Here is a 26129-nt window from a genome sequence, read left to right as displayed (position 1 = left end):
AAGGAGAATATTATGATCGGTTTCACCCCCCCCAGACGACACCTCTTCGCGACGGCGCTCTTATGTAGCTCGGCGATCATTCCGTTTACGGCGACGATGGCGCAGGCCCAAGACGAACAGCCCAAAGCGCGTGTGATGGACGAAATTATTGTCACCTCCACACGCCGCGAAACCTCTGTGTCGGATGTGCCTTATAATATCACTGCGGTGAGTGGGTCTGCCATTGAACGGGCGCAAATTTTTGATGACGCGGAACTCCTCCGTTCTATTCCCGGGGTGGGTGTGATCGACCGGGGGGCACGTAACTCTGGCACATTGAACCAAGTGCGTATTCGCGGCCTCAATGTCGACGGTAGCGGGCTTGGCGATTACGCAGTGTCTTCGGTGGCATCAGTATCAACCTACCTCAATGAAACGCCGATTTTCGGCAATTTCTTGTTGCGTGATCTAGAGCGTGTCGAGGTTCTTCGCGGACCGCAGGGCACACTTTATGGCTCCGGCTCGTTGGGCGGCACGATCCGTTATATGACGCGTAAACCGGTTCTCGGTGAAACGTCAGGCATGGTCAGCTCGTCACTCTCCAGCGTGAAAAACTCTGAAAGCATCGGCTATTCTTTGGATGGTGTGTTGAACCTTCCACTCGGTGAGGATGCGGCTCTGCGTATCGTTGGAAGCTATGGCGATTATCCGGGCATCACAGATTACGTGAATGTTTATGATCTCGACGCGAACGGTATTCCTGTCGCGCCGAACGGTGTTCTCGATCCGGCCGCGTCGTATAGCGCTGTCGAAGACGCCGACACGGTGGATCAATGGATGGGTCGCGCGACCTTATTGTGGGAGCCGTCCGATACGGTGGATCTCACCTTGATGCATATTCGGCAGTCGGATGATGTCGGTGGACGCCGTCAGAACACGTTCAATCAAGATGGGTTTGGAAACGCCTATGGTGAGGGTGAAAATGGCTCTATTCAGCTGGAGCCCTCAACGCGCGATATCAATTCCACATCCTTAGAGGTGAATGTTGATTTAGGCTTTGCGACGCTCACATCTTCTACGTCGCACTATGACCATACGGGCGACAGTACGAGTGAGAATACGGGTTTTTACGCGCAGGCAGGATTCCTCGGTTTCTATTACAATTATCCACGCCCAATGGCATCGGCTGTTCGGTCCTATGCGGATGAGGCGATCGTGCAGGAAATTCGTCTGGTGTCGAATGTCGGCGAGACTTTCGATTATGTTGTCGGTGGATTTTACCGCAAACAGCAAATTGAATCGACGCAAGAAAGTTATCTGCTCGGCTTCAAACAATGGTGGGATACTTTGCTGCCGGGCCTGAGCGGTCTTGTGACTGGCGATAAGGATTTCGACTATCGCCGGGTCGAAAATTTCGAGGAAGTCGCCGCCTTTGGTGAAGTCACTTACCATGCGACGGACACGCTCGACCTCACGGTTGGCGCACGTTACTTCGACAATAAATCTGAGAATGATACCTTTATCGATCTGCCATTATATGCCGGCGTTTTCACACCGACCAACGCATCCTTCGAAACCAGTGAAGATGACATACTCTTCAAAGGGAACGTGTCTTGGCGCTATAATGATGACGCGATGATTTATGCGACGGTTTCCGAAGGGTATCGTCGCGGCGGTTCTAATGCGGTTCCCCTCACAGGAACCTTCGCAGAAGATCCGGGTTGGCAAGTCTACACAGCTGATAGTGTCGTCAATTATGAAATCGGCACAAAAGGAAGCAAAAATGGTCTGACGTATGATGTCAGCGCATTTTATATCGATTGGACTGATCCCCAGCTCAATACAGCCACGACAAATTGGGGTTTCTTTGCTGTCCAGAATGGCAGCAAGGCCCGGACACTGGGTGTGGAAGCCTCGCTGGATGGTTATTTCGGGGATAGCTGGCACTATAATCTCGGCTACGCCTATGTTGATGCCGAGTTGTCTGACGATTTCTTCGCGCCCAATAATAGCGTAACACCTGTTGCCGTTGATGGCGCCCGGTTGCCGGGTGCGCCTGAGCATATGCTCAACTGGGCGCTCGATTATTCTGCCCCGCTTAATGACCAATGGGACTTCTTTGCGCGGGTTGATGGATCTTACCAATCGGAGACACGAAACGGTGTTGGGGTATCCCCCACCTTTAATGTGCCGCTCGAAGGGTTCAGCCTATGGAACGCAACAACCTCGGTCACACGGGGCAACTTTACCGGATCGTTATGGGTCAAGAATATCTTCGATGAAGCTGGCGTGACCGGTGTCTTCACGGAGGCCTATATGGGCACGTCTCCCTCAGAAGGTTATTTCGGGAATGCCAATAAAGAGCTCATTTCCTTGCCTCGAACGATTGGTTTGACGGGCTCTTATGGATTTTAGAATCCAAATTAAAGACACGGCTCAGCGTGGGCCGTGTCTTCACGGGCGGGATTAGTCGCGTTAACGTGACCGTTATGGCCAACTCGCAAGATTTCAACGCTGCACTCGCAAGGGCCGATGGCCTGCTCAGATCACGAAACGCTCAGGCGGTCATTGCGATCTGCGAAGACTTGTTACGCGCCGCGCCAGCGGCCGTGGCACCGCGCCTCATGATCGCGCGCGCGGAACAAATGCGGCATCGTCCCGATCTTATGTTAGATCAGGTGGGTGTCGTATTAAATGCAGACCCAACCCAATTCGATGCGCGGCTCATTCGGATCGAAGCGCTCATTGCACAGTCCAATATTGCGCAAGCCCACACCGAAATTCGAGAAATATTACAATCCGCAAGTCTGAGCGCGAGTGAGCTTGGTCGGATCGCAGAAATTCAGACGCAAGTGGCGGATCATGACGGCACGCTGGAAAGTCTGCTGCGGGGATTGGCGCTATCATCCGACCAAGACCGACAGCGACTCTCATTGCTCTATAATCTGTCCTCAGCCTATATCGCGCTGGGTGAGATGGATAAAGCCGAGCAGACCTTGGATGAATTGATCCAACTCAACCCGTCTGATTTTGACGCCTATTATAACCGAGCGACACTCAGGTCGCAGACACCTGAGCGCAATCATATTGAGGCGTTGGAGACGCAATTAAAGCGGCCCAATCTTCCGCCGATGGGGGAAGTGCAGCTGGCTTATGCGCTGGCAAAAGAACGCGAAGACATCGGCGATTATCAGCGCAGTTTTGCAGCGCTTGCGCGCGGCGCAAAACGTCGACGCGCCAACATGGCCTATGCAGTCGACGGAGATTTGGACACGATGTCTCTGTTGCAGCGTGTCTTCAACGCGGACTTTGCCAGCACTGATTTCAACGGCTGCCACGATACCAGGCCTGTCTTCATTGTCGGCTTGCCGCGATCCGGCACGACCTTAGTGGATCGGATCATCACATCCCACCCTGAGGCTGAAAGTGTGGGCGAAATTAATGATCTCCCGCTTGCGATCACGCGTCTGTCCGGATCGGTTCAGACGAAAGAAGGGCTCGTCAGAAATTCGTCTCGATTGGACATGCAAGAGCTGGGCGAGACCTATCTTAAAGGGCTGGAGGGTCGCGGGGCGACGTCCCGCCGCGTGGTCGATAAAACGCCGCTTAATTTTCTCTACATTGGTTTGATCGCCAAGGCTTTGCCCGAGGCGCGGATCATCCATGTCACGCGAAACCCGATGGATGTGGGTTATGCCATATTCAAAACTTTGTTCCGCATGGGCTATCCATTTTCATACGACCAAAGCGACTTGGCCCATTATATCACGGCAAAGACGCGTTTGATGTCCCATTGGCACGAGATGTTTCCCGGCCGAGTTCACGACGTCGCCTATGAATCGTTGATCGCCAATCAAGAGGGAGTCAGCCGGGACCTCATCGCTGCAATCGGTCTCGATTGGGATCCGGCTTGTTTGAATTTCCACACAAATCAATCTGCCTCATCGACGGCCAGCGCGGCTCAGGTCCGTCGCCCCCTTTACACATCATCGGTGGAAAAATGGCGGCACTATGAAGCCGAGCTAGCTCCGCTCGCCGCCGGTTTGAAAATCGGACGTGCCTTATGATCCTGCCGCGTCTGTTTGTCCGAAATTTACTCCTCGCAGCCTGCCTATTTGCGACCCCAACGATGGTCGCCGCGCAGACTTATTTGGACGAAGATTTTCAAGATGGCGATGCGAACGGGTGGCAGTCAGATGCGCGTAAGGGCAAGATCGGTCTGACGACCTATGCCGGAAATATATCGCTGAAGATGACTCGCGATGCCTATGCGATCCGGAAGCTGGAGGACATTTCGAGCCCTCGCGTGAGGATTAGCGCGGTCTTCGCGGCTGAGAAACTGGAAGGCGATGACGCCTGCATTTTAGAAGCGTCTCCGGATGGAGCCCAATGGTTTGAAATTGGGCGCGTTGAGGATGGGCAGGACGATGCAGTGACCCTTCATCCGGTCACGCAGGTTCTAGATATTGAGAGCGCCCACCTTTATCTGGGCGCGCGGATTAAAGGAAATGCGTCAAATGATACGTGTTGGGTCGATAATATTTCCGTGGTTGGGATGAGGCGGGTCGCGGATCTGCCGACGTCGTTGGACCCAGATGTACTTTGGGCCGGGCAGGTCGCGGTCGCTCCGGTCTCTATGCAGGCGTTTGCGCCCCCCACTGAGCCTCTCGCTCCCCTCCGGTCATTGTCGGGAACTCTGCGGTTTTCCGCATCGCAGGCGACGGGCTTTGAGTTGTTAGAGGACGCCTTTAATTATGCGCCAACAGCGGACAGACTGAATCATTTACCAGCTATTGAAATGGGCTTCGTCCATGACGGAACGGATTTGATACCCGTGCAACGCGGACCTCGGCCGAGCGACCATCCCGATTGGGAGTGGATCATTGAACCGGGAGTAATTTGGCGCCGTGTAAACGGACATGTTCGGGCCAGCCTCCCTTTCGCGTTGCAGGAACGGAATGCGAATTGTCTCCATAATGGCGTTCTCACTTTTGAAATTGGACCAGACGGACAGACGTCCGATATGGTCTATCAAATTGGGTCCGAAACCTGCGCGTATTTGCAATTTAACCTCTGGGGCAGTGCGCCGATTACTGTCGATCTCGGCCCCCTGCCAGACTCGGACGCCACCCTCCGCGCTTACCGAGAAGAAGTCTCGCGACGATTGCCGACACGGCCACTGTCTGAATTGAGTTTCCGAGACCAACTCGGTCATTCCACAGAAGTCACACCCGAGGCGATGACGGCTCTGGGGTACGTTAAAAATGGAACGCATTTTACCGCCCCGTGTCCGACACGTTTCGGCGACTATCCGTTCTGTGACGTGCTCGATTTGCCCTCTTATTCTTGGGCGAAATCAATGATCGCTGGGGTTGCGTCTATGCGCTTGGAAAAGCTCTATCCGGGCGCGATGGACGCATTGATCTCGGATTACGTTCCGGCGTGCCGTGATTGGAAAGACGTTACGTTCCAACATGCGCTGGATATGGCGACAGGCTATTACGCCTCCGATGTGTATGATGAAGACGAAGCGTCAGAGGGCAGCCGACAGTTCTTTATTGCGGACAGCCATGAACAGAAAATCGATCTGGCTTGTACCTTATATGATCGTCGGTCCGCGCCCGGTGAGACGTTCGTCTATCACACCACGGACACCTATCTTCTCGGAACGGCGATCACCGCTTTCTTACGTGAAAAAACAGGGCGTGCTGAGGCGGATATCTTTGACGACTTGATCCGTCCGCTTTGGGACGCCTTAGGGACCAGCCCTGTCGTGCGCCAAACGCGCCGGACATATGATGATGTCGGCCAAGTCTTTACCGGCTGGGGCCTGACCTTGCACCGCGATGACATCGCCAAGATCGCTGCTTTTTTACACGATGGCGGACGGATCAAGGGTAAGCCTATGCTGGACCCTGACATGCTGTCGGATGCGTTGCAAAAGAGAGTCCGCCCAGTCGGTCTTCGCGCGGTGATTGATAACCAGCGTTATAAGAACGGTTTTTGGGCGTGGAATGCGGGACTGAGCCTCGGCTGTGAGGCTGACCTCTATGTCCCGGCGATGTCCGGTTATGGCGGCCTGACGCTCGCGCTGATACCCAATGGGCACACTTACTACTACATCAGTGATGGCCACGCCTTTGCTTGGGCCCGTGCGGCCAAGGCGTCCCACGGTGACACGCCGTTTTGTGAGATATCCTCATGACCCCATCCGATACGTTGGCCGGACGGCCGCGCCGTTTTCCCACGGCGAAAGCCGATAGCGTCCTCGCCGGCATATTGTTGTCGTTCTTGGCAACGGCCGGACTGTTCTATGTGAACATCATGGCGGCTATCGTCGATGGTCTCGTCAGTGGATTAGGTCTGACTGACGCACAGGCGGGAAATATTGGGTCGGCGAATATATACGGCGCGGCGCTCGGGGCTCTGATTGCAATTATCCTTATAAAGCGAATAAAGTGGCGTCCCGCGGCGATCGCGGCCCTCATCGGATTGATTGCCATTGATATTCTATCGATCTTTATCACGGACGCGTCTGTGTTGATTTATGTGCGGTTGTTTCACGGTATTATTGGCGGCCTATTAGTCGGGATTTCATATGGGGTGATTGCGCGCACGGCGAACCCGGACCGGACGTTCGGTGTGTTGTTATTTGTGCAATTCGGCCTTGGGGGTTTGGGCGTTATGCTCTTGCCACGTTTAGTGCCGATCTATGGCCCGCAAGCGTTGTTTATTGCCTTGATCCTCTTTAGTTTGGCGAGCCTCGCCATGGTTCCGTTTCTGGACCGCTATCCGCCGCGTCCCAAACTGTCGGGCGCTCTTGCGGGGACGATCCAAAAAAAGCCGCTGACCTATACGCTGCTCGCGATCTTCCTGTTTCAAGCCGTCAATATGGCGTTGCTGGCCTATATTATTCGGCTCGGAATTACGTATGGTTTGGAACGGGACTATGTCTCGACAGCCTTAGGGCTGGCAACATGGGTGGCGTTACTCGGGCCTGGATTAGTGATTGTCATCGGCACAAGATATGGTCGATTTTGGCCTCTTTTCCTAGTTATGGGCCTGACCCTCGCGGGTACGGCGCTGTTTCATTTTAGCGGCAATAAAGCCGCTTACCTTATCGCCAATTGTGGGACCGGAATTACGTGGGGCATGGTCATGGCCTATCTTCTTGGCATGGCTTCACAGTTTGATGCTTCTGGCCGGACAGCGGCGGCAGGTGGTTTCGTATCTAAGATCGGACTGGCAACGGGCCCTGTTGTCGCGGGTCAGGTGCTCACAGCCGGGTATGGATTTGACGTCATCCTCAACGGCGCATTGATCCTCTTTGTCGTCTCCACGGTGATCATGCTCATTCCGGCGCGGCAGCTGGATCGACAAAGTCGGATCCTTCTGGACGACACGCTCTGACAATCCAGTCTTCAAAAATCTGCGTTTTGGCAGAACGTCGCCCAGTAGACGGCGTCAGCAGATAATAGTCTTTTTCCTCGGGGATCGATTTATCAGAGAGCCGAATTAATTGCCCCTCTCGGATGTAGTCCTGCGTTTCGAAATCATTGCAAAGCGCGACCCCATAGCCAAGCCGTGCGGCCGTCAGGGCTTGGCTTGTATTGGCGAAGACAATATTTCGAATTTGATCCGACTTGATGAGCCCCTGCGCCGCGAACCATCGATCCCAAGATACTTGTTTGTCGTGAATAAGCGAGAATTGTTGGACATTTTCAATGTCGAACCCATCCGTGCGCGCGGCCACAAGTTGCGGGCTACAAACGGGAAATAGGGACGGTGATGCGAGCCGGCTCAGGTTACGGTCATCTTGTGCCGGTGCGCCGTAACAAATGGCGATGTCGATCTCTCTGGGGATTGTCTTCTGCCGGGGCTCAATCTCTCTGACTGTGATGTCTATGGTTGGGTAGCGTTTTTGAAACTCGCAAATATGTTTCGCGGCCCAGCTGGTCGCGATGGTTTGTGTGCAGCCCACCGTAAGGGGGCCTGCGAGTTGTTCGGGGTCGAGGTTGCGTGTTCCATCGAGAATCCTGTCGATCCCTTCTTTAACGGCTTGGTGGAGGCGCACGCCAGCGGGGGTCAGGGTCAGACGATTATGAGCTCGGATAAACAAGGCGACGCCAAGCTTGTCTTCTAACGCTCGGATTTGGTGACTAATCGCGCCGTGTGTCACCCCAAGTCGGTCGCCCGCCCGTCCCAAGTGCAAGAATTCAGCCGCGCTTTCAAACGCGCGTAAGGATGACAAGGGAAGTGTGCGCCGGTCCATATTGCATTAACCTGTGAGTGTTTCTCACAGGTGAATGCAATATTCGTCGTTTCCTATCAATATAAATCACACCTAAAAGGCATCATTCGCAAACTTTGAAACGACTATGTCCTTGAAACTCACCGATCCATCGCTGTTGAAAACCCAAGCCTATATCGATGGGCATTGGACGAATGCGGATAGCGGGCAGACTTACGCCGTTGAAAACCCGGCTAATGGGACGGAGGTCGCGGTGGTTTCTTTTTGCGGCAGGGACGAGACGGGCCGGGCGATCGAGGCGGCCCATTGCGCGCTGCGTGATTGGCAAGCGCTGACGGCGAAAGCGCGGTCTGCGCATCTCGAAGCGTGGCATGACCTTATGATCGCCCATCAGGATGATCTCGCGAAAATCCTCACAGCCGAGCAGGGTAAACCTCTGGCCGAAGCGCAGGGCGAAATCCTCTATGGGGCCAGCTACATCAAATGGTTCGCCGAAGAAGCCAAACGCATTTATGGCGACACGATGCCGAGCCCATCGCCGGACAAGCGGTTTGTAACCATCAAACAAGGCGTCGGTGTTGTCGCCTGTATCACGCCGTGGAACTTTCCAAACGCCATGTTGGCGCGCAAGATTGCGCCAGCATTGGCGGCAGGGTGTACGGTCGTTTGCAAACCCGCCAACCAGACGCCTTTGTCCGCTTTCGCCATGGTGGAGTTAGCGGACCGGGCGGGAATTCCTGCGGGTGTGATCAATATCGTGTCTGGGGAAACTGTCGCCATTGGGGCGGTTTTAACCGCAAGCCTTCTGGTCAGAAAACTGACTTTCACAGGGTCGACGGCGGTTGGTAAGCGCTTGATGAGTGATTGCGCCGCGACAATGAAACGCTTGTCGATGGAACTCGGCGGCAATGCCCCGTTCATTGTGTTTGATGATGCGGATATTGACGCCGCTGTCTCGGGGGCGATGGTGAGTAAGTTTCGGAACGCGGGACAAACATGCGTGTGCGCCAATCGCTTTTTGGTTCAGGCTGGTGTTTATGATCAGTTCGTCGCTGCCCTGTCAGCCGCTATGGCTCAATTAAAAATGGGATCAGGCGACGACCCTAGTGTCACAATCGGACCGCTGATAGATGGCAAAGCCGCCGACAATGTTCGCGCCCTTATTCTAGACGCGACCGATCACGGCGCGACTCAAGTGAATACAGGTGTGAAGGCCGAGTTTGCGCCGACCTATGTCGCGCCGACTCTGCTGACGGACGTGACCTCAAAAATGCGGGTGTTCCGTGAAGAAATTTTTGGACCTGTTGCGCCGATTATCCGATTTGACACAGAAGCCGAGGCCATTGCGATGGCCAATGACACGGAATTTGGCCTCGCGGCCTATTTCTATTCGCGCGATATTGGCCGCGTCTGGCGTGTCGGCGAAGGATTAGAGTTTGGCATGGTCGGTATTAATACGGGCGCGATGTCAAATGAGATGGCACCGTTTGGCGGCGTCAAAGAGTCCGGCCAAGGCCGGGAGGGATCGAAATATGGACTTGATGATTATTTGGAAATCAAGTCCCTTTGCATGGGCGGATTAGACCAATGAAAAACGTACCTTTGAAAGCTGTCGCTGACATTTCGCCGACCAATGCCCGTTGGCAGGACCGGAAGGTCGCTGCCATCGCGCGCGGTGAAGGCAATCTCGCGCCTGTCTATATCGACCGGGCGCTGAACGCCGAAATGTGGGATGTCGAAAGCCGTCGCTATATTGATTTCGGAACGGGGATTGCGGTCTGTAATACGGGGCATTCTCATCCGAAAGTCGTCGCCGCCGTCAAAGATCAAGTCGATCGGTTCAGCCACACCTGCGTGATGGTGACGCCGTACGACACGGCTGTGCGCCTCGCGGAGCAGCTCAACCGTTTAGCTCCGGGCCCGTCGCCAAAGAAATCTATGTTCGTCACAACGGGCGCGGAAGCGGTCGAGAATGCGATAAAAATTGCGCGCGCACATACGCGTCGACGCGGCGTTATTGCGTTTAATGGTGGCTATCATGGGCGCACGAATTTTACCCTCGGTCTGACGGGTAAGAATGCGCCTTATAAGACGAACTTCGGGCCTTTCCCGGCGGACATCTACCGCGTGCCTTACCCGATTGAATATCACGGTGTGTCATTAGACGACACGCTGCACGCGATTGAAATGCTATTCAAATGCGACATTGTCCCCGAAGATGTCGCCGCCATCATTGTCGAACCTGTGCAAGGCGAGGGCGGGTTTTATCCGGCGTCTGACGAATTTTTACGCGCCATTCGCACCATTTGTGACACCCACGGGATCGTCATGATTGCTGACGAAATTCAATCTGGGTTTGGTCGAACGGGTCAGTTCTTTTGCATGGAACATTCCGGCGTCGAACCGGACCTGATGACTGTCGCAAAAGGCATGGCCGGCGGCTTCCCGATTGCAGGTGTGGTCGGCAAGGCCGAGATTATGGATGCGCCCGATCCGGGTGGATTGGGCGGTACTTACGCCGGGTCTCCCGTGGGCTGCGCTGCCGCTCTGGCCGTAATTGAGGTGATTGAGGACGAACAGCTCGTTGATCGCGCCAACCATATCGCGTCCGTGTTCGCAACGCGCCTACAGGCGCTGCGCGCGCAATACCCGGATTTGATTGGGGACATAAGAACGGACCGGGGCGCCATGATGGCAATGGAAATAATCCATGATGGGGACGCGTCAAAACCAAACCCTGATCTTGTCAAAGCCATTGTTGCGGACGCTTATAAACAAGGCCTTGTTATCTTGTCATGTGGTGTTCGAGGCAACGTCTTTCGTTTCCTCCCAGCCCTCACCATCCCAGACGCACTCATTCATGAAGGCTTAGATATTTTTGAGCGGGTCATGGCCAAGGTCACGTCAGAGAGTGCCGTTTCGTTATAAGCAGAGGATCAAACCGCGCTAATGGTGAGGGGGTGCCGGCTTATCCGCTATCGCTGCAATGTGACTTGCGCGTGTTATTTTGCGCGACATTAGGGAGCAGTCGATCAAAGGCTCAGACGTCTGATGATTTTGATTGTCAAATCGGCTGTAGATTTTATCGGGGTCGTTAGACGTCTGCGGGTCCGATAATTATTCACGGACAATAAATCTGAAAGAGTCATGCCATGACACATCTGACAAAAATTACCCTGAGCATCCTCTCTGCAATCAGTCTCGCGGCCTGCAATGGCGAGCCGGACCCTACGGCCACGGCGGATCATGGTGGGGTCGATCACGCGGAGATGGACCACAGCGAAATGGATCCAAAGAGCATGGTCCCTGCGGGACCTATGGAGGGTGAAGGCAAGAGTAATATGGGGCAAACAACCGGCACGCTTGTGTCCGTTAGCCCAGATGGCCAATCAGCGACAATCCAGCATGAAGCTATCGACGGCGTGGGTATGGGGGCGATGACGATGGGCTTTGAGATCACGTCTCGCGTTGATCTATCAGCCTTTACCGCAGGTGACCCGGTTAGCTTTCGGGTCAAGCGCGGTCTCGATGGGAGCTACCGGATCACCGCGATCTGTAATACGGAAACTGACGGCGAGAATTGCTTGCCCGCGCAGATGGATCATTCCGAACGCTAAAGGGGGATGACCCGCGAACTGACAGTCGCGGGTCTAAACTAAAACATGGCCTTGTGACCGTCATCCATGGCTTTTTCCATGGTAAGAAATCTTTCTTCGACCAGCGATCTGGACGGCTGCACGAATAGGCTGACAAGAATTGCGGCTAAGCCAGAGAGAAAGAAGCCCGGCACGATCTCATAAATAACATTTGATAGAGATTGACCCCCAATTTGAACGGGAGCGTAGAGCCAAAATAGCACCGTGACCGCGCCGACAATCATTCCGGCTAAAGCGCCTTCGCGCGAGAGGCGCTTCCAATAGAGGCTCAAAAGAATGATCGGGCCGAACGCGGCGCCAAATCCAGCCCACGCGTTACCGACCAGCGAGAGAATATTGCTCGACCGATCAAACGCGAGTGCGATGGCGGCGAGTGAGACGAGAAGAACAGACACGCGGCCCACAGCCACAAGTTCGGTTTGACTGGCGTCTTTTCTCAAGAAGGTGCGGTAGAAATCTTCGGTCAATGAACTCGACGACACAAGGAGCTGTGACGAAATTGTTGACATGATCGCTGCAAGGATAGCGGCGAGAAGAAATCCAGCCATGTAAGGATGAAAGAGGATCTGGGACAGGAGGATAAAGATCGTTTCAGGGTCGCCCACCTCAAGATCCTGGGACTGGGAATAGGCGAAACCAATAATACCCGTCATGACCGCTCCGATCACGGTCACGATCATCCAACCCATGCCGATATAGCGCGCGGTCGCAATATCTTTCAACGTTCGGATGGCCATGAACCGGACAATGATGTGAGGTTGGCCGAAATATCCGAGACCCCACGCGAGCAGCGAGATCAGCGCCATAACCGTCATGCCTTCTGGCCACCACGTGAAGTAGGATGGATCTATCGAAGCCATTGACGTCGACAGATCACCGGCGCCTTGGAGAACGAAATAAGTCACAAGCGGGACTATAATCAACGCCAGGAACATGATGCAGCCTTGAACGAAGTCCGTCAGGCTAACGGCCAAGAAGCCGCCAAAGAGCGTGTAAGCGACGACGACGCCCGCCGTTAGGAACAAGCCAAGTTGATAGTCCAATCCAAAGGACGCTTCGAACAGTTTCCCGCCCGCAACGATCCCGGCCGACGTGTAAAGCGTGAAAAAGACCACAATGACGACGGAGGATAAAACCCGAAGCGCCCGCGTTTTATCATTGAACCGTTTTTCGAAATAGTCTGGAATTGTGATCGCGTCGTCGGCCATTTCGGTGAACACGCGTAGGCGCGGGGCCACGAAACGGTAGTTGAGATAAGCCCCAATGACCAACCCGACCGCAATCCACGCAGCGCTAAAGCCTGAGATAAAAACCGCCCCTGGCAGCCCCATCAACATCCACCCGCTCATATCCGACGCGCCTGCGGACAGCGCCCCAACAGCCGGGTGTAGTTTGCGCCCGCCCAACATATATTCCGACACATCGCTGGTGGATTTTCGATAGGCGTAGAAACCGATACCCAGCATCAAAGCAAAATAGGCGGTCAGGGAAATCATGGCTTCGATGTTCATGGGGTCGCTTATTTCTAAAATGCCAATGGCCCGCCAGAGACGGCAAGCCGGATGAGAGGGTTAGGCGCGGATTATGGTCGTGTTTGCCCGTTGCCATGAACAAGATATTTGAAACTTGTCAGCTGCTCGAGGCCCACCGGGCCGCGCGCGTGCATCTTACCCGTCGCAATGCCGATTTCCGCGCCCATGCCAAATTCGCCGCCATCAGAAAATTGGGTCGACGCGTTATGCATGACGACCGCGCTATCAATCACTTTCAGAAAGCGCTCAGCGGCTTCGGCGTTTTCTGTGATGATCGCGTCTGTGTGGCCCGACGAATAGGTTGCGACCATGTCTAAGGCTTGATCAAGACCGTCAACAATGCGGATGGATGCGACCGCGTCGAGATATTCTTGGCCCCAATCTTCATCCGTTGCGGGAAAAAGGCGCGCATCAAGGGCGCACGCTTCTGCGTCGCCGCGTAATTCGCAGCCGACCATCGCGTCAGCGAGAGCGGGCACGACATCAGCCGCAATAAGGCGGTCAATGACGATACTCTCCGTCGCGCCACAAACACCTGTCCGTCGCAATTTTGCATTGGTCACAATGTTGACGGCCTTGGTGATGTCGGCATCCGCATGAATATAGCTATGACAATTTCCGTCCAAGTGCAGCAAAGTCGGAACTCGCGCTTGGTCTCGCACCAGCTCGACAAGCCCGCGTCCACCGCGAGGAATAACGAGATCGATAAAATCGACGGCTTTGAGCAATTCGGCGACCGCCTCACGGTCTGTCGTGCCGACCGTTTGAACAACATCGACAGGGAGACCGGCGGTTTTCAATCCGTGTTGCATACAGGCGACGATTTCGCGGGTCGAGTTGCGACTCTCTGAGCCTCCGCGCAGAATGATGGCATTGCCGGACTTTAAACACAGCGCGCTGGCATCAGCGCCGACATTGGGCCGGGATTCATAAATCATACCGATAACCCCAATGGGGCAGGCCACCCGTTCGATTTTCAGCCCATTCGGGCGGTCAAAGGTCGCAAGATTGCGCCCGACAGGGTCGGGCAGGGCGGCAATGTCGTCTAACGCTGTGGCCATGGCCTGGATCCGGTCAGGCGTGAGTTCCAACCGATCAATAAACGCGTCATTCTTACGACCCGCAACACTGGCGACGTCGTCTGCATTGCCTTTTAAAATTGCGTCCATGCGCTCGCGTAAGGCCGCAGCGGCGGCGCGAAGGGCGTTGTTCTTCTGATCCGTACTGGCGGCCGCGATTTCTATACTTGCGCGGCGCGCTCTTTTGCCAAGGTCCGTAATATGGGCTTTGGGAGTTTGGTCCGGGGAAATCATGAAGGGTCCAATGGGAAGAATGAGGGGGAGGTCAAAATGCAAAGACTATCGAAGTTCCACGGCTCGATCATAGGCAGCCCGCGTCGTGGCTTGCAACCGTTGTGTCAGGCCGTCATCGCCATTTAGGGCATTCAGACCCGCTTCGGTTGTTCCGGCTTTGCTGGTGACGGAGTTGCGAAGATCGTCGAGGCCGTCGCCGGTGCTCAGCGCCATTTCGACGGCACCCGACAATGTCCCGAGTACAAGGCGTTTCGCTGTCGCCGCGTCGAACCCTAGGTCAATAGCGGCCTGCGTGTAGGCGCGAGCGATTTCAAATACATAGCCCGGACCACTGCCCGCAATCGCGGTCAAACGGTCAAGGCCATCTTCATCGTCAACTTGGATCACGTCGCCTGTGGCGCGCATGAGGGTCAAGACATGTTGCAGGTGATCAACGGATGCAGAGGGCGTTGCGAACACCCCGCTCATGCCTTTGCCAACGCTGGCGGGCATGTTCGGCATTATCCGGATAACGGACCGTCCGTTTGCCAGTCCTTGTAAGCGGTCACTGGAATAGCCCGCGGCAATGGATACGACCGTGCCCGAAGCTGATAAATGAGACAGATAACCGGGAATAATTTTATCAATGAGCTGCGGCTTCACAGCGACAATCATGAGATCAAACATCTCATCGCCTAGACCGTCCCCATCTTTCAATTTCCGAACCTTCGGGTGGCTGAAATCTGATATGGGGTCGATGACTGTGAAATGAGCCGTCTCGATATCTGTCCAGCGACGCAGCAGGGAAGACCCCATATTTCCGCAGCCGATCATAAGTGATCGCATTTTATCTCCTTGTTCTTGACTCGCACATAGGCGCTAAAATTTAGAATTCAAACCATGTCCGTGCAATTCATCTGTGCTTAGTTAGGGTAATACGTGGACTTTTGCGCCCTCAGACCCCAAATCATCCTTGAAATCAGATATCGCCATCCATGTTTTTATTTTGTAATCAAAGTAAATAGGCATTTTATCGTCATGGACCGGCAAGAGAAAGACTGGAGTGCATCGTGGCGTCAAACAAGCGCATCGTTATAAAAATCGGATCAAGCTTACTGGCGAATGCTGAGCTTTTAACCCCGCGTTGGGCCTTTATTCAGCAATTACTCGAAGATGTGAAGTTGTTGCGTGATGACGGGTTTGAAGTGCTGCTCTGTTCCTCGGGCGCCGTGGCATTAGGGCTTAATATGCTGGGTGAACGCCCGGAAACCGCGGGCTTGCGGGATAAGCAAGCCGCTGCGGCTTGTGGGATGCCGCTATTGCTCAATGCGTATAAACAAGTCGCGCATGAATACGGATTTGGCATTGCCCAAGTCCTTGTGACCCTGCGAGATTTGGAAGATCGTAGTCGTTTTCTCAATACTAAAAACACCGTCCATAGACTTCTCGAATCCGGGATTGTCCCAATCGTGAATGAGAACGATTCCATCACGACGGAAGAAATCCGTGTCGGTGATAATGATCGGCTGGCGGCCAAAGTGGCCCAGATGGTTCAAGCGCACCAGCTTATCATCCTGACTTGCGTGAATGGTCTTTATACCAAAGATCCGGCCGAACCGGGTGCGGAGCTTGTCGAAACTGTGAGTGACGTCACGCCGTATCTGGCGGTGACTGAAGGGGTCAGCAGTCTGGGAAGCGGAGGTATGCTGACAAAAATGCAAGCGGCGAACATGGCCCAAAACGCGGGGTGCGAGACACTCATTGGGAATGGCCAAGCGGAGCGCCCTGTTACATCCTTGCTGGACGGTAGCCGGAAACATACGCGCTGCTTGGCCGCAATTGAACCGGCGTCCGCGTGGACGGCATGGCTCACGGATCGTCTTCAAATGGCCGGGAGTATTGTTATTCCAACCCTGTCCGCCGCCGCACTTTGTCGGGGCGAGCGCGGGGTTCAGCGTGAGGATATTCAATCGGTACAAGGCACTTTCGTGCGCGGCGATGTCATCCATATTTATACAGAGGACGGGCATGAATGCGCGCGCGGGCTCGCGAATTTCACGGCGGAAGAAACCCTGATCATGGCCCGCAACCCAAATATTTCTGCGAAACAATTGCTCGGGTTTCAAACCAATGGGACGTTAGTCAGTCGCGATAATTTGATCGTTCTGGATGAGAGTCATATTCTTTGGGACACACCGCCCGAAGATCAAGTTGAACAAGTCAAAATTGGCTAGAGGGTTTCAACTCTAAGATCCGATTTTAATCTGGTGGCGGGGAAATATCTCCCAACTCGAGAATAGGGGCCGCGTCTATGGATTCCGCATCCATCATCGCCGCTAATCTCTGTAGGCTTGAAACGAGAAGTGTCTTCTCCCAATTTTCAAGATTGTCGAATGTTGCGAGAAATTCTTTTTGTAACAGGGCTGGAGCCGCGTCGAGCTTTGTCCGCCCGGCCTGTGTTAAAATTATATCGACACTGCGCCGATCGGCTTCGCTGCGGGCGCGCGTGACGAGTTCGGCTTTGACCAATCGGTCAACGATTGAGGTGATGGTCGCTTGGCTCAAATGAACTTGCTTGGCGACTTCACTGGGTCGTGCGCGACCCGATTGCCCGACCTGCTGCAGCACAAGTAGTTGCGGCGTCGTCAGTCCAATATCTTTCATCAGAGACTTGGAGTGAAGGTCGATGGCCCGCGTAATCTTACGCAGGGATGTCAAAACATCATTATGGTAGGTCATGACATCGCTCTAGGGTGTTTCGCGGCACTTGTCAGGGAAGCCGCGTAAATCCGCACAGACACGCGCGAGTATGATGCTCGCGCGTCTAATCCAACACAGCCTTGATGCTCGGACCAAAGGGAGAGTTTCCGAGGACGGCGAGCTGGGTCTTGGCGGACACAGTGTTGATCATTTCTTGGGGTCTCGCGACCGGGTGTAACGCGATCCGCAAAGGCCGTGAGCCGATTGGCATCGCAATGGTTTTGGCGATGGCATGCGGGATATCCATCGGATCGGAATCGCCGCCGCCGTTGCCCTCTGTCCCCATCCCGGCTGTTAATTGCGGATAAGCGGTCAGAATATCGTCAGGCAAGCGTGATTTGAGCTCGGACGTCGGCGTGATTTGATTAGTCCAAATTTTTGTAGGGTAGCCGCCGGGCTGTATAATCGTGACTTCAATACCGTGTGAAGCCACTTCATAGGCAAGCTGCTCGCTCATTGCTTCAAGCGCAAATTTTGTCGGTGAATATTGCCCAAAGCCCGGCACAATCACGCGTCCAAGTTGAGAGGTTACATTAAAGATTTGCCCCCGTCCGGCGGCGCGCATTGGCGGGAGAACGGCTCGCGTCATTCTGTGGGCGCCAAAGACATTCGTATCAAAAATGCGTTGTGTTGCGGCCATGTCCTGCGCTTCAATCGGTCCAGAAATTGCCATGCCCGCATTATTGATCAAGACATCCAGCGTTCCGCCTGTCGCTTCGAGGGCTTGAGCGACGCCCGCTTCGATTTGATCGTCAAGGGTGACGTCAATTTCCAGCACCGATATATCTAGGTTTTCGGTGGCGGCTAAAGTTTCAAGCTCCGTGGCTTCAGAGCGCGGCAAATTGCGCATTGTGGCGAAAACTTTCGCGCCAAGCCGTGCATAATGCTCGGCTCCCAATCGACCAAAACCGGATGAACAGCCTGTGATCAAGATCGAAACCCCTGTCAGATCAATGGGGTTTGCCGCTGTGTCGTCAGACGCATAGGCCAGTTTGGTGGTCAAGGTCGCCGCAATGACGCCTGCGCCTAACATCAGATTGCGTCGATTTAGCTTGTAGTTTTCTGGCATGAACAGTCCCTATGGTTGACGTAAGCTTAGCAAGGTTGCGCCGCCTGTCAGCAGGCATTTTCAGACAAAGAGGTCGGCTTCGCCCGACTCACGGTCGCGTCCTTGATTCACAGGGAATTTACCGGCGGGCAATTGTGACCCCTAAAGTTGGTATAAGTGGCATTTTATATTAATAAATCAGTGGTTAAGAGTGTATGGATCGGGATGGCCCTTCTGAAAAATTCGCGCTATGAACACGATCAAGACGACATGATTAGGATGTGAAAATGGGCTCTCTTTTGTTTTCAGAAAGTGCTTTCCTTGAAGCAGCCTCCCGCGAGGAGGATTTCACTAATTTGGGCGCGGGTGATTTTGAGCGCGGCGCAGAGGCGTTCTTAACCAGCTTTTATAAAGACGCCCTCGAAAACGAATTTCTGGATTACAATCTTGCTGACTTGATCCTTTTGGCGCGAGACTTTTGGATGACGGGCAACCGTCGTCTCCCCTCAGAATTTTTAGTATCTGTGAAATCCTCGCCCGTGCTTGTGGAGGCCTCTAAAGCCGACACAGTCGTACAAGTCGTCTGTGATGACATGTCATTTCTGGTCGATTCACTCGTCGCGGCTGTGTCCTCCTTAGGTATAAATGTCAGCGGCCTTTTCCATCCGATTGTCGAAGGGTGGCGCGATGAAAAAGGGAAATGGTGTGCTTCGGGGACCGAAGTCACGGAATCGATGATCTTACTGTTGATCGCCCCACAAGGCCGACGCAGCCAAAAGCGTCTTGAAGAGGAAATTCGTAAAACATTAGAGGAAGTCAAAACCATCAATGAAGACTTCCTGCCGCTTGTACAAAATGTCCGGATGCGCGCAGAGGCGCTCAAACACGCGCACGGGAAGACCTCAAAAGACGATGTCGATGAAGGTGTGGCTTTTCTGGAATGGCTCGCGGACGGGAACTTCGTTCTCTTTGGCGCGCGGAGTTATGATTACACGCAAAGCTCCACGACTGACGCGAGCGATTTTGACTATATAAACCCAACAATTGTGGACGGCGAATCCCTCGGGCTTTTACGCGATCCACTAGTCACGATATTGCGGCAGAGTAGTGAGCCGTCTTCCATTTCCACGAATGTTGAACGGTTCGTGTTGGAAGCCCCACCCGTTACCGTCGCCAAGTCGAACTTGGTCACACGCGTCCACCGGCGTGTCCGGATGGATTATGTTTCGGTCAAACATTTCAGCAAAAGTGGCAAGGTGACAGGTGAAACGCGCTATGTTGGTTTGTTTACTTCGGATGCCTATAATCGGTCCCCTAACTATGTGCCGTTGATCCGGCAGAAGGTCGCACGTGTGACGGAACGATCCGGATGGCAGCCGGGATCGCATAACGCAAAACGGCTTGATTATGTTTTGACGTCGTACCCGCGCGATGAGCTGTTCCAAATTAGCGATGACGAGCTTTTGCGGATTGCGACCGGCGTGGCGCAGGCCTTTGATCGTCCGCGTACGCGTATATTTGTCCGCCGTGACCAGTTTGAGCGGTTCGTCTCTGTCCTCGTGTATGTGCAGCAAGAGCATTATAATACGCGGGTTCGCCAACGCATTGGTGAGCAGTTAAAGGATGCCTTTGGCGGCCGGCTGTCAGCCTTTTACCCGCAATATAGCGACGCCCCGATGGCCCGCGTCCATTACATCATTGGGATGGACCCGGACCAAGGGCTTCACCCGGATATTACAGAACTCGAAGCGCAAGTGGCCCGCATCGCTCAGCCTTGGTTTGAAGGCGTCCGTCACTTGTCAGAGGGCAGCGACGATGATCATGCCTTTAAGGCAATTGATAATTACAAAGGCGCATTTTCCGTCGCCTATCAGGATGAGTATTCATCGCATCAGGCCTTAGCCGATATAATCGTCTGCGAAACACTCTCTGAAACCGATAGCTTATCTGTGCGTGTTTTTGAGACAACGCACATCGAAGACCGCGTGTTTAAAGTGAAAATTTATCAGCTTGGCGAGCGGTTAGAGCCCTCGCGCATCATGCCGGTCTTTAGTCACTTTAATTGTCATATCGTTGAAGAAAGAGGCTATGAAATAACGCGCCAAGACGGGAGCGTAATCTGGGTTCATGATTATGAAATTCGTCTGGATTTTGTGCCGTCTGATACGGACAAGCTGACACAGACATTTGAGACCGCCTTTCTGGCAACTTGGAATGGGCTGAATGAGGACGACGCTTTTAACAAACTTATTTTGCCACAAAATGCTGAATGGCGGGATATCGCGTTCTTGCGTCTCGTAGCCCGATACCGGCGCCAAAGCGGCCTTGATCCGTCAGAGGCGACGCAAATCGAAGCGTTAGAAACCTATCCATCGCTGACACGTTTATTGCTGGCGCTGAAGACGGCGAAGTTTGACCCGTCTGCGTTCAAAAAACACGCGGATCGGAAAGCCGCCTGTGAATCGCTGAAACAGTCAATCACAACTGAGCTCACCTCGGTGTCGTCACTGGAACATGATCGTGTGATCCGCCGGATGGCCGACGTTATTATTGCGGGCCTTCGGACGAATTTCTATCAGCCCGCTGGCGCTCAGGTGAAGCCTTATATTTCTCTGAAAATTAAGAGCGATACGCTTGATAATTTACCCGAGCCGAAGCCCTACCGCGAAGTTTATGTCAGTTCCCCGCGCGTAGAAGGTGTCCACTTACGGTTCGGCCCTGTTGCGCGTGGCGGCCTGCGTTGGTCTGATCGTCGCGATGATTTTCGCACAGAAGTTCTGGGTTTGGTCAAAGCACAGCAAGTTAAGAACGCTGTTATTGTCCCTGTCGGGTCCAAAGGCGGCTTTATCCCAAAACAACTGCCCAAAGACGGGACACGGGATGAGGTTCAAGCTGAGGCGATAGAGGCCTATAAAACGTTTATTTCGGGAATTCTTGATCTGACGGATAATTACATCGGTGATGGCACTGTGCCGCCGGCGAATGTCGTTTGTTGGGATGACCCCGATCCATATCTTGTTGTTGCGGCCGATAAAGGCACAGCGACGTTCTCGGATATAGCGAACGGCATTTCTCAATCCTACGGATATTGGCTTGATGACGCATTCGCCTCTGGCGGGTCTGTTGGCTATGACCATAAAGCCATGGGAATTACCGCCCGTGGCGGCTGGGAAGCTGTGAAACGGCATTTCCGGGAAACGGGCAAAGACATTCAGTCTGATGTCTTCACCGCTATCGGTGTTGGCGACATGTCCGGCGATGTCTTTGGCAATGGCATGCTTTTGTCCAAACACATCAAGCTTGTGGGCGCGTTCAACCATCTCGATATTTTCATTGATCCGGACGCTGATCCTTCGGTGTCGTTTAAAGAACGTCAACGTCTCTTCGCGCTCCCACGGTCCAGCTGGCAGGACTATGATACATCTCTGATTTCGAAAGGCGGAGGAGTCTTCTCTCGCCAAGCGAAATCTATTCCTCTTAGCCAGGAGATCAAAGACCTTACGGGCCTATCCGCAGACAACGTCACGCCCAATGAATTGATGCAAGCCTTGTTGGGGGCTCCTGTCGAACTCTTATGGTTCGGCGGAATTGGCACCTATATCAAAGCCAAGACACAGTCTCATCAGGACGTCGGCGACAAGGCAAATGACTCCATCCGAGTTGATGGGGCCAATGTGAGAGCCAAAGTTATCGGCGAAGGCGCGAACCTAGGTGTCACGCAGGCGGGACGGATTGAGTATGCTCAGGCCGGGGGACGCATCAATACAGATGCGATCGACAACTCGGCTGGCGTTGATTCCTCTGACAATGAGGTGAACATAAAAATTCTATTGGGGGCCGCGATTGAACACGGCGAACTCAAACGGGAAGCCCGCGATGATTTACTCGCGAGCATGACAGACGAGGTCGCAGACCTTGTTTTAGCGCATAATTACGATCAAACGGGCGCGCTCTCGGTCGCGCAAATGCGGGCGACCTTAGACCATGACGCTTATGAACGTTTGATGGTTTCACTGACGGCCAAAGGTGTTTTGAACCGAAGTGTCGAGGGTCTGCCGGGAACGGAGGCCATGCAGGCCATCGCGTCCAGCAATCGCGGTCTGACACGCCCGGAGATTTCTGTTCTCCTTGCCTATGCAAAGAACAGCTTGTTTGATGAGCTTGTTAAGACCGATGTTGCGGACGACCCTTTTATGGCAGATGCCTTAAAAGCGTATTTCCCAACCGCTTTGCATAGTTTCGAAAAGGCCTTGGAAAATCACAGACTGCGGCGGGAGATTATTGTCTCTCGATTGACAAACTTGATGATTGACGTTTGCGGTCCTGTCTTCACATTGCGTCTGCAAGAGCAAACCCAAGGGTCCGTTGATAAGATTGCGAAAGCGTTCGTTGTTGCGTTTGAGACGCTTAAAATCGCTGATTTGCGTGAGAATATCGCCGCGCTCGACAATAAAGTTGAGGCACAGGCGCAGCTTCGATTGCACAATGAAATTTCTAATGTTCTGCAAAGAGTTGTCGCGTGGTTGGTCCGGCATAATGAGACGGAATCGATCGCAGACCGTGTCGCAAAACGCTCTCAGCTCTCGGGTCTCATTGATAATGCGTGGTTAGAGCTTCTGTCACCTTATGATCAAATGCGCGCAGAAAAGCGGATTAAAACCTACACCAAGCTCGGTGTTTCCAAAGATCTGGCGACAGATGTCGCCCTATTGAAATCCCGCGCCTCTGCGTTTGATGTGATGAGCCTTGCTGAGGCGACAGGGTGGTCACCGCAACGCGCAGCAGAGCTGTTCTATGACATTGGCGGTCGTTTTAAAATTGACCGGATCCGGTCGGCTCTTCTCAACACGAAGTCAAATTCGCATTGGGAACGGCTCGCGATGCGGCATTTGCAAGAGGACTTTTTCAAAGCCCAAGCGCGTTTCTCTCAGAACGTAGCCGTTTATGCGGCCACCACTAAGCAAGATCCTGACCTCGCTGTCCGGTCTTTGATAGCTGATTGGGTGCGGGCCGAAATTCCTCAAATGAAGACCTATGAGGAGTCTGTCACAGCGATGTCCCGGGCGGGTGGCTGGACGGTTTCGAAATTTGCGATTGTGAATGCACAACTCAGCGATCTACTGGATGGGATTTAGCAGTCCCTGTCGCTATCGCGCCGTATGGAGGACCATCCACACGGCGACCGCTGCGAGCAGTACGGCCAAAATGCGGGCCGTCGTTTTCCGTAAGCGGTCTTTTTGTAAGACAGGCTGCAAACTCCCTGCGAAGACGACGATCAGCACATGAATGAGAGACGCGATGCTGACGTAAATCAATGTCAGGCCGATGGCGTCTAACACCGTCGATCCCGCGTTGTTATCGCTTGTGTTTAGGTAGGTCGGTAAGATCGCGATATAGAACACGGCTGCTTTAGGGTTCAGCAGGTTAACGGCTAATCCATAGCGAAAGTATTGACGAATTTTCGAAACGCTCGGTTTTAGTTCGAGAAGGCTGCCATCGGCTTCCCGCCATTGCTGCCACGCTAACCACAAAAGATAGGCGCCGCCGCCAAACCGCAGAGTCTCATATAAGAAATCTGATCGGTCGATGATCGTGGCAAGACCAATCGCGGCTAACAGCCCAACGGTGAGTAAACCCAGTGTGATGCCCGCGACCGTGTAAAACCCAAGCTTTCGGCCTTTCGTTGCCGCAACGAGGGCGAGAAAACCCATGTTTGGGCCCGGCGTCAACTCTATGAGAAGACACGTCAGTAAATAGGGTGCGATGGTCGATGATAACATCAACGCAGACTCAAATCAGCGGGATAGAAAAACGGGGCAGGGCGGAGAGTTCAGAATGCTAACCGTCACGCCACCGAATATCCGTTCTCGCAAACGCCTGTGATGATACGCGCCGAGAATCATAAGGTCTGACTCCTCGCCGACCTTTCGCAAGGCTTTGATGTCGCTGCCATGGGCTTTAATATTTTTGTATGACGCGACAATATCATGACGCCCCAACGTTTCGATCATACGCGTGGCGGACTGACGCCTTGCATCCATATCGGCCCTGTCGACATTGACTGAAATTAGCGAACATTGCGCATAGTGACGCAAAATCGGAATTGCATCAAACACGGCCCGTATACATTCACGTGATCCATCCCAGCCGATCGAGACTGTGTCGAATTTCGGATTATAATCCGACTTCTCTGGGACGATAATAATTGGGCGTCCGGCGCCTTCGATGATCTGTCCGAGCGCATCGGACTGCGAGACAGCATTATCGTTCCAATCCGTATCTATCCCGGTGATAAACACATCGGCGAGGCGAACCTGCGCAATCAACGTATCCATCGGGTCCGAGGGTATCGTGCTGACATGCCGAAATTCATAAGACAGGCCTGTATTGGCCAAGGCTTTGGTAATGGCCTCTTCGGCTTTCGCCCGCCATGTTACCTCAATGGCGCTCGTGTCAGGATGGATGTAAGGGCTAGTCAAACTATAAAGGCCCGTGAAGGCCAATCGTGCATGGGTGACATAAAGCCCAACTACATGCGCGTCGTTTTTTCCTGCAAGGGCGACCGCGGCGTTCAAGACATTGTCTCGCGCATCGAATGGGGTGACGTCAACAAGGATGGTTTTCATCGGATGATCTCCTTAATTCGACAGAAGAATAGCGCAGGGAGGATTGCGCAGAATATATTCGGTCGCGCCGCCTAAAATACGCTCTCGTAATCGCGAATGCCCATAGGCCCCGATGACAAGCAAGTCGGAGGCGTTTCTAATCGCCTGCTCAACAATGGCTGGTCCGGCTTTGCTAGGGCTGGAAATCGGATTGTCGGTGATCTTAATATCGTGACGCGCGAGAACGGTGGCAATTTCAGCGCCAGCGATATCGACGTTGCCCGATGGCGTGTCTTGGGGATTGATCCAAACAAGCTCGACCTCAGCCGCCTTGCTGAGCAGAGACACCGAGTCGAAAGCGGCGCGGGCTGACTCGCGGGACGCGTTCCACGCGACGGTCACGCGCTCATACGCGAAAGCCCGTGATGTTTGCGAGGGTAAGGCCAAAACGGGTCGCCCGCTGGCCATGACAATATCGGCAACGCTTTCGACGCTGTCGGCAGTCACTTTGCCGCCAGACTGCCACATTTGCACAATACAGAGATCACTCGTGCGGGCATGAGCAATAATGCCGAGTGAGAGGTTTAAGCTCGTTTGCTCATCAGACCGAAATTCAAATGACAGACCTTCGGTTGTCATGCGTTTTTCGAACGCGGCTTTAACGGTTGGGAGCATCTCTCGAAACCGGGTTCGCATCGTGTCATCAAACGGCACCATGGTCATCGGCGAGGCCACAGGCATCAGGATGGGGCCGGGGATCGGCATATAGCCGATAATATGAGAGCCGTGTTTGTGCGCAATTGTGATGGCGGCATCAAGACTGGTATCAATGTCTTCATCAGGTAGCAGGGCAACAAGAAGCGTTTTCATCGTGTCCTCCAAATTTGGATTTGTACGATGACTATCACAGAAACGGAGCCCATACGACGTGACAGCGGTCACTTCTCATAATGCTTTATATTTACCGTGATTTAGCGACGAGGGTTTTTCCTATGCGCTCAACCGA

Annotated in this window: 18 protein-coding genes; 9 read left to right on the top strand and 9 right to left on the bottom strand. The window is 53.6% G+C overall.

All coding sequences use genetic code 11. The features are described 5' to 3' along the window. The first annotated feature begins 12 nt into the window (after positions 1-12). From IE105_RS10550 to IE105_RS10535, 4 genes are read left to right on the top strand one after another with little or no spacing between them, the layout of a single operon-like run. Positions 13-2394 (top strand): TonB-dependent receptor, encoded by a 2382-nt coding sequence (locus tag IE105_RS10550; protein ID WP_233354102.1) that lies wholly within the window; start codon positions 13-15, stop codon positions 2392-2394. A 26-nt stretch (positions 2395-2420) separates the two neighbouring features. Next, complete coding sequence (locus IE105_RS10545) at positions 2421-4046, top strand: tetratricopeptide repeat-containing sulfotransferase family protein (protein ID WP_189498233.1); 1626 nt, start codon at positions 2421-2423, stop codon at positions 4044-4046. Further along, positions 4043-6184 carry a serine hydrolase domain-containing protein gene (locus IE105_RS10540; protein WP_189498232.1) on the top strand — a complete coding sequence of 714 codons (2142 nt, stop codon included), beginning with the start codon at positions 4043-4045 and terminating at the stop codon, positions 6182-6184. The genes IE105_RS10545 and IE105_RS10540 overlap by 4 nt, the downstream gene beginning before the upstream one ends. Beyond that, positions 6181-7389: an MFS transporter gene (locus IE105_RS10535; protein ID WP_189498231.1), complete on the top strand. Its 1209-nt coding sequence runs from the start codon at positions 6181-6183 to the stop codon at positions 7387-7389. Before IE105_RS10540 ends, IE105_RS10535 begins: the two co-directional genes overlap by 4 nt. On the opposite strand, the gene IE105_RS10530 is transcribed toward IE105_RS10535, so the two are convergent. Further along, positions 7331-8251 (bottom strand): LysR substrate-binding domain-containing protein, encoded by a 921-nt coding sequence (locus tag IE105_RS10530; RefSeq protein WP_189498229.1) that lies wholly within the window; start codon positions 8249-8251, stop codon positions 7331-7333. The two genes, IE105_RS10535 and IE105_RS10530, sit on opposite strands and share 59 nt — an antisense overlap. A gap of 106 nt (positions 8252-8357) precedes the next feature. On the opposite strand from IE105_RS10530, the gene IE105_RS10525 reads away from it, so the two are divergent. The 3 genes from IE105_RS10525 to IE105_RS10515 all read left to right on the top strand — a co-directional run bounded on the left by IE105_RS10525 (position 8358) and on the right by IE105_RS10515 (position 11847). Then, on the top strand, positions 8358-9821 hold the full coding sequence (locus IE105_RS10525) for an NAD-dependent succinate-semialdehyde dehydrogenase (protein WP_189498227.1): 1464 nt from the start codon (positions 8358-8360) through the stop codon (positions 9819-9821). After that, positions 9818-11158 carry a 4-aminobutyrate--2-oxoglutarate transaminase gene (gabT, locus tag IE105_RS10520; protein WP_189498225.1) on the top strand — a complete coding sequence of 447 codons (1341 nt, stop codon included), beginning with the start codon at positions 9818-9820 and terminating at the stop codon, positions 11156-11158. Before IE105_RS10525 ends, gabT begins: the two co-directional genes overlap by 4 nt. 224 nt (positions 11159-11382) lie before the next feature. Next, positions 11383-11847, top strand: a complete 465-nt coding sequence (locus IE105_RS10515) for a copper-binding protein (protein WP_189498223.1) — start codon at positions 11383-11385, stop codon at positions 11845-11847. Positions 11848-11885: 38 nt separating this feature from the next. On the opposite strand, the gene putP is transcribed toward IE105_RS10515, so the two are convergent. The 3 genes from putP to IE105_RS10500 form a co-directional block, all read right to left on the bottom strand. Then, positions 11886-13397 carry a sodium/proline symporter PutP gene (gene putP, locus IE105_RS10510; protein WP_189498221.1) on the bottom strand — a complete coding sequence of 504 codons (1512 nt, stop codon included), beginning with the start codon at positions 13395-13397 and terminating at the stop codon, positions 11886-11888. 71 nt (positions 13398-13468) lie between these two features. Next, positions 13469-14731 (bottom strand): glutamate-5-semialdehyde dehydrogenase, encoded by a 1263-nt coding sequence (locus IE105_RS10505; protein ID WP_189498219.1) that lies wholly within the window; start codon positions 14729-14731, stop codon positions 13469-13471. A gap of 45 nt (positions 14732-14776) precedes the next feature. After that, a complete protein-coding gene (locus IE105_RS10500) occupies positions 14777-15556 on the bottom strand; it encodes a pyrroline-5-carboxylate reductase family protein (RefSeq protein ID WP_233354101.1) in 780 nt (259 codons plus the stop codon). Positions 15557-15780: 224 nt separating this feature from the next. Between IE105_RS10500 and proB the strand changes: the two genes are divergently transcribed. Further along, on the top strand, positions 15781-16944 hold the full coding sequence (gene proB, locus IE105_RS10495; protein ID WP_189498217.1) for a glutamate 5-kinase: 1164 nt from the start codon (positions 15781-15783) through the stop codon (positions 16942-16944). A gap of 25 nt (positions 16945-16969) precedes the next feature. On the opposite strand, the gene IE105_RS10490 is transcribed toward proB, so the two are convergent. Further along, the gene (locus IE105_RS10490) at positions 16970-17449 is read right to left on the bottom strand and encodes a MarR family winged helix-turn-helix transcriptional regulator (protein WP_189498215.1); all 480 of its coding nucleotides are present in this window, start codon (positions 17447-17449) and stop codon (positions 16970-16972) included. Positions 17450-17534: 85 nt separating this feature from the next. Further along, positions 17535-18539, bottom strand: coding sequence for an SDR family oxidoreductase (locus IE105_RS10485; RefSeq protein WP_189498213.1), 1005 nt, complete (start codon positions 18537-18539; stop codon positions 17535-17537). A 266-nt stretch (positions 18540-18805) separates the two neighbouring features. Here IE105_RS10485 and IE105_RS10480 point away from each other — a divergent pair, with 266 nt between their 5' ends. Continuing rightward, positions 18806-23653, top strand: a complete 4848-nt coding sequence (locus IE105_RS10480) for an NAD-glutamate dehydrogenase (protein WP_189498211.1) — start codon at positions 18806-18808, stop codon at positions 23651-23653. Positions 23654-23665: 12 nt separating this feature from the next. Here IE105_RS10480 and IE105_RS10475 read toward each other — a convergent pair whose 3' ends face one another. Genes IE105_RS10475 through IE105_RS10465 form a run of 3 tightly spaced genes read right to left on the bottom strand, consistent with a single transcriptional unit; the run spans position 23666 to position 25993 of the window. Continuing rightward, positions 23666-24298 (bottom strand): LysE family translocator, encoded by a 633-nt coding sequence (locus IE105_RS10475; RefSeq protein ID WP_189498210.1) that lies wholly within the window; start codon positions 24296-24298, stop codon positions 23666-23668. A 15-nt stretch (positions 24299-24313) separates the two neighbouring features. Next, positions 24314-25144, bottom strand: coding sequence for a universal stress protein (locus tag IE105_RS10470; RefSeq protein WP_189498208.1), 831 nt, complete (start codon positions 25142-25144; stop codon positions 24314-24316). A 12-nt stretch (positions 25145-25156) separates the two neighbouring features. Then, positions 25157-25993 carry a universal stress protein gene (locus IE105_RS10465; protein ID WP_189498207.1) on the bottom strand — a complete coding sequence of 279 codons (837 nt, stop codon included), beginning with the start codon at positions 25991-25993 and terminating at the stop codon, positions 25157-25159. Positions 25994-26129: the final 136 nt, after the last annotated feature.

This window comes from Algimonas arctica (assembly GCF_014652695.1).
GTDB classification, from domain to species: Bacteria; Pseudomonadota; Alphaproteobacteria; order Caulobacterales; family Maricaulaceae; genus Litorimonas; species Litorimonas arctica.
This window is presented reverse-complemented; position numbering and strand designations above follow the sequence as displayed.

What these genes read in the sequence shown, in the direction of transcription:
- IE105_RS10540 (WP_189498232.1), top strand. Translation starts at nt 4,043, where the DNA reads ATGATCCTGCCGCGTCTGTTTGTCCGAAATTTACTCCTCGCAGCCTGC.
- IE105_RS10535 (WP_189498231.1), top strand. Translation starts at nt 6,181, where the DNA reads ATGACCCCATCCGATACGTTGGCCGGACGGCCGCGCCGTTTTCCCACG.
- putP (WP_189498221.1), bottom strand. Translation starts at nt 13,397, where the DNA reads ATGAACATCGAAGCCATGATTTCCCTGACCGCCTATTTTGCTTTGATG.
- IE105_RS10530 (WP_189498229.1), bottom strand. Translation starts at nt 8,251, where the DNA reads ATGGACCGGCGCACACTTCCCTTGTCATCCTTACGCGCGTTTGAAAGC.
- gabT (WP_189498225.1), top strand. Translation starts at nt 9,818, where the DNA reads ATGAAAAACGTACCTTTGAAAGCTGTCGCTGACATTTCGCCGACCAAT.
- IE105_RS10465 (WP_189498207.1), bottom strand. Translation starts at nt 25,993, where the DNA reads ATGAAAACGCTTCTTGTTGCCCTGCTACCTGATGAAGACATTGATACC.
- IE105_RS10485 (WP_189498213.1), bottom strand. Translation starts at nt 18,539, where the DNA reads ATGCCAGAAAACTACAAGCTAAATCGACGCAATCTGATGTTAGGCGCA.
- IE105_RS10500 (WP_233354101.1), bottom strand. Translation starts at nt 15,556, where the DNA reads ATGCGATCACTTATGATCGGCTGCGGAAATATGGGGTCTTCCCTGCTG.
- IE105_RS10490 (WP_189498215.1), bottom strand. Translation starts at nt 17,449, where the DNA reads ATGACCTACCATAATGATGTTTTGACATCCCTGCGTAAGATTACGCGG.
- IE105_RS10505 (WP_189498219.1), bottom strand. Translation starts at nt 14,731, where the DNA reads ATGATTTCCCCGGACCAAACTCCCAAAGCCCATATTACGGACCTTGGC.
- IE105_RS10480 (WP_189498211.1), top strand. Translation starts at nt 18,806, where the DNA reads ATGGGCTCTCTTTTGTTTTCAGAAAGTGCTTTCCTTGAAGCAGCCTCC.
- IE105_RS10550 (WP_233354102.1), top strand. Translation starts at nt 13, where the DNA reads ATGATCGGTTTCACCCCCCCCAGACGACACCTCTTCGCGACGGCGCTC.
- IE105_RS10470 (WP_189498208.1), bottom strand. Translation starts at nt 25,144, where the DNA reads ATGAAAACCATCCTTGTTGACGTCACCCCATTCGATGCGCGAGACAAT.
- IE105_RS10525 (WP_189498227.1), top strand. Translation starts at nt 8,358, where the DNA reads ATGTCCTTGAAACTCACCGATCCATCGCTGTTGAAAACCCAAGCCTAT.
- IE105_RS10515 (WP_189498223.1), top strand. Translation starts at nt 11,383, where the DNA reads ATGACACATCTGACAAAAATTACCCTGAGCATCCTCTCTGCAATCAGT.
- IE105_RS10475 (WP_189498210.1), bottom strand. Translation starts at nt 24,298, where the DNA reads ATGTTATCATCGACCATCGCACCCTATTTACTGACGTGTCTTCTCATA.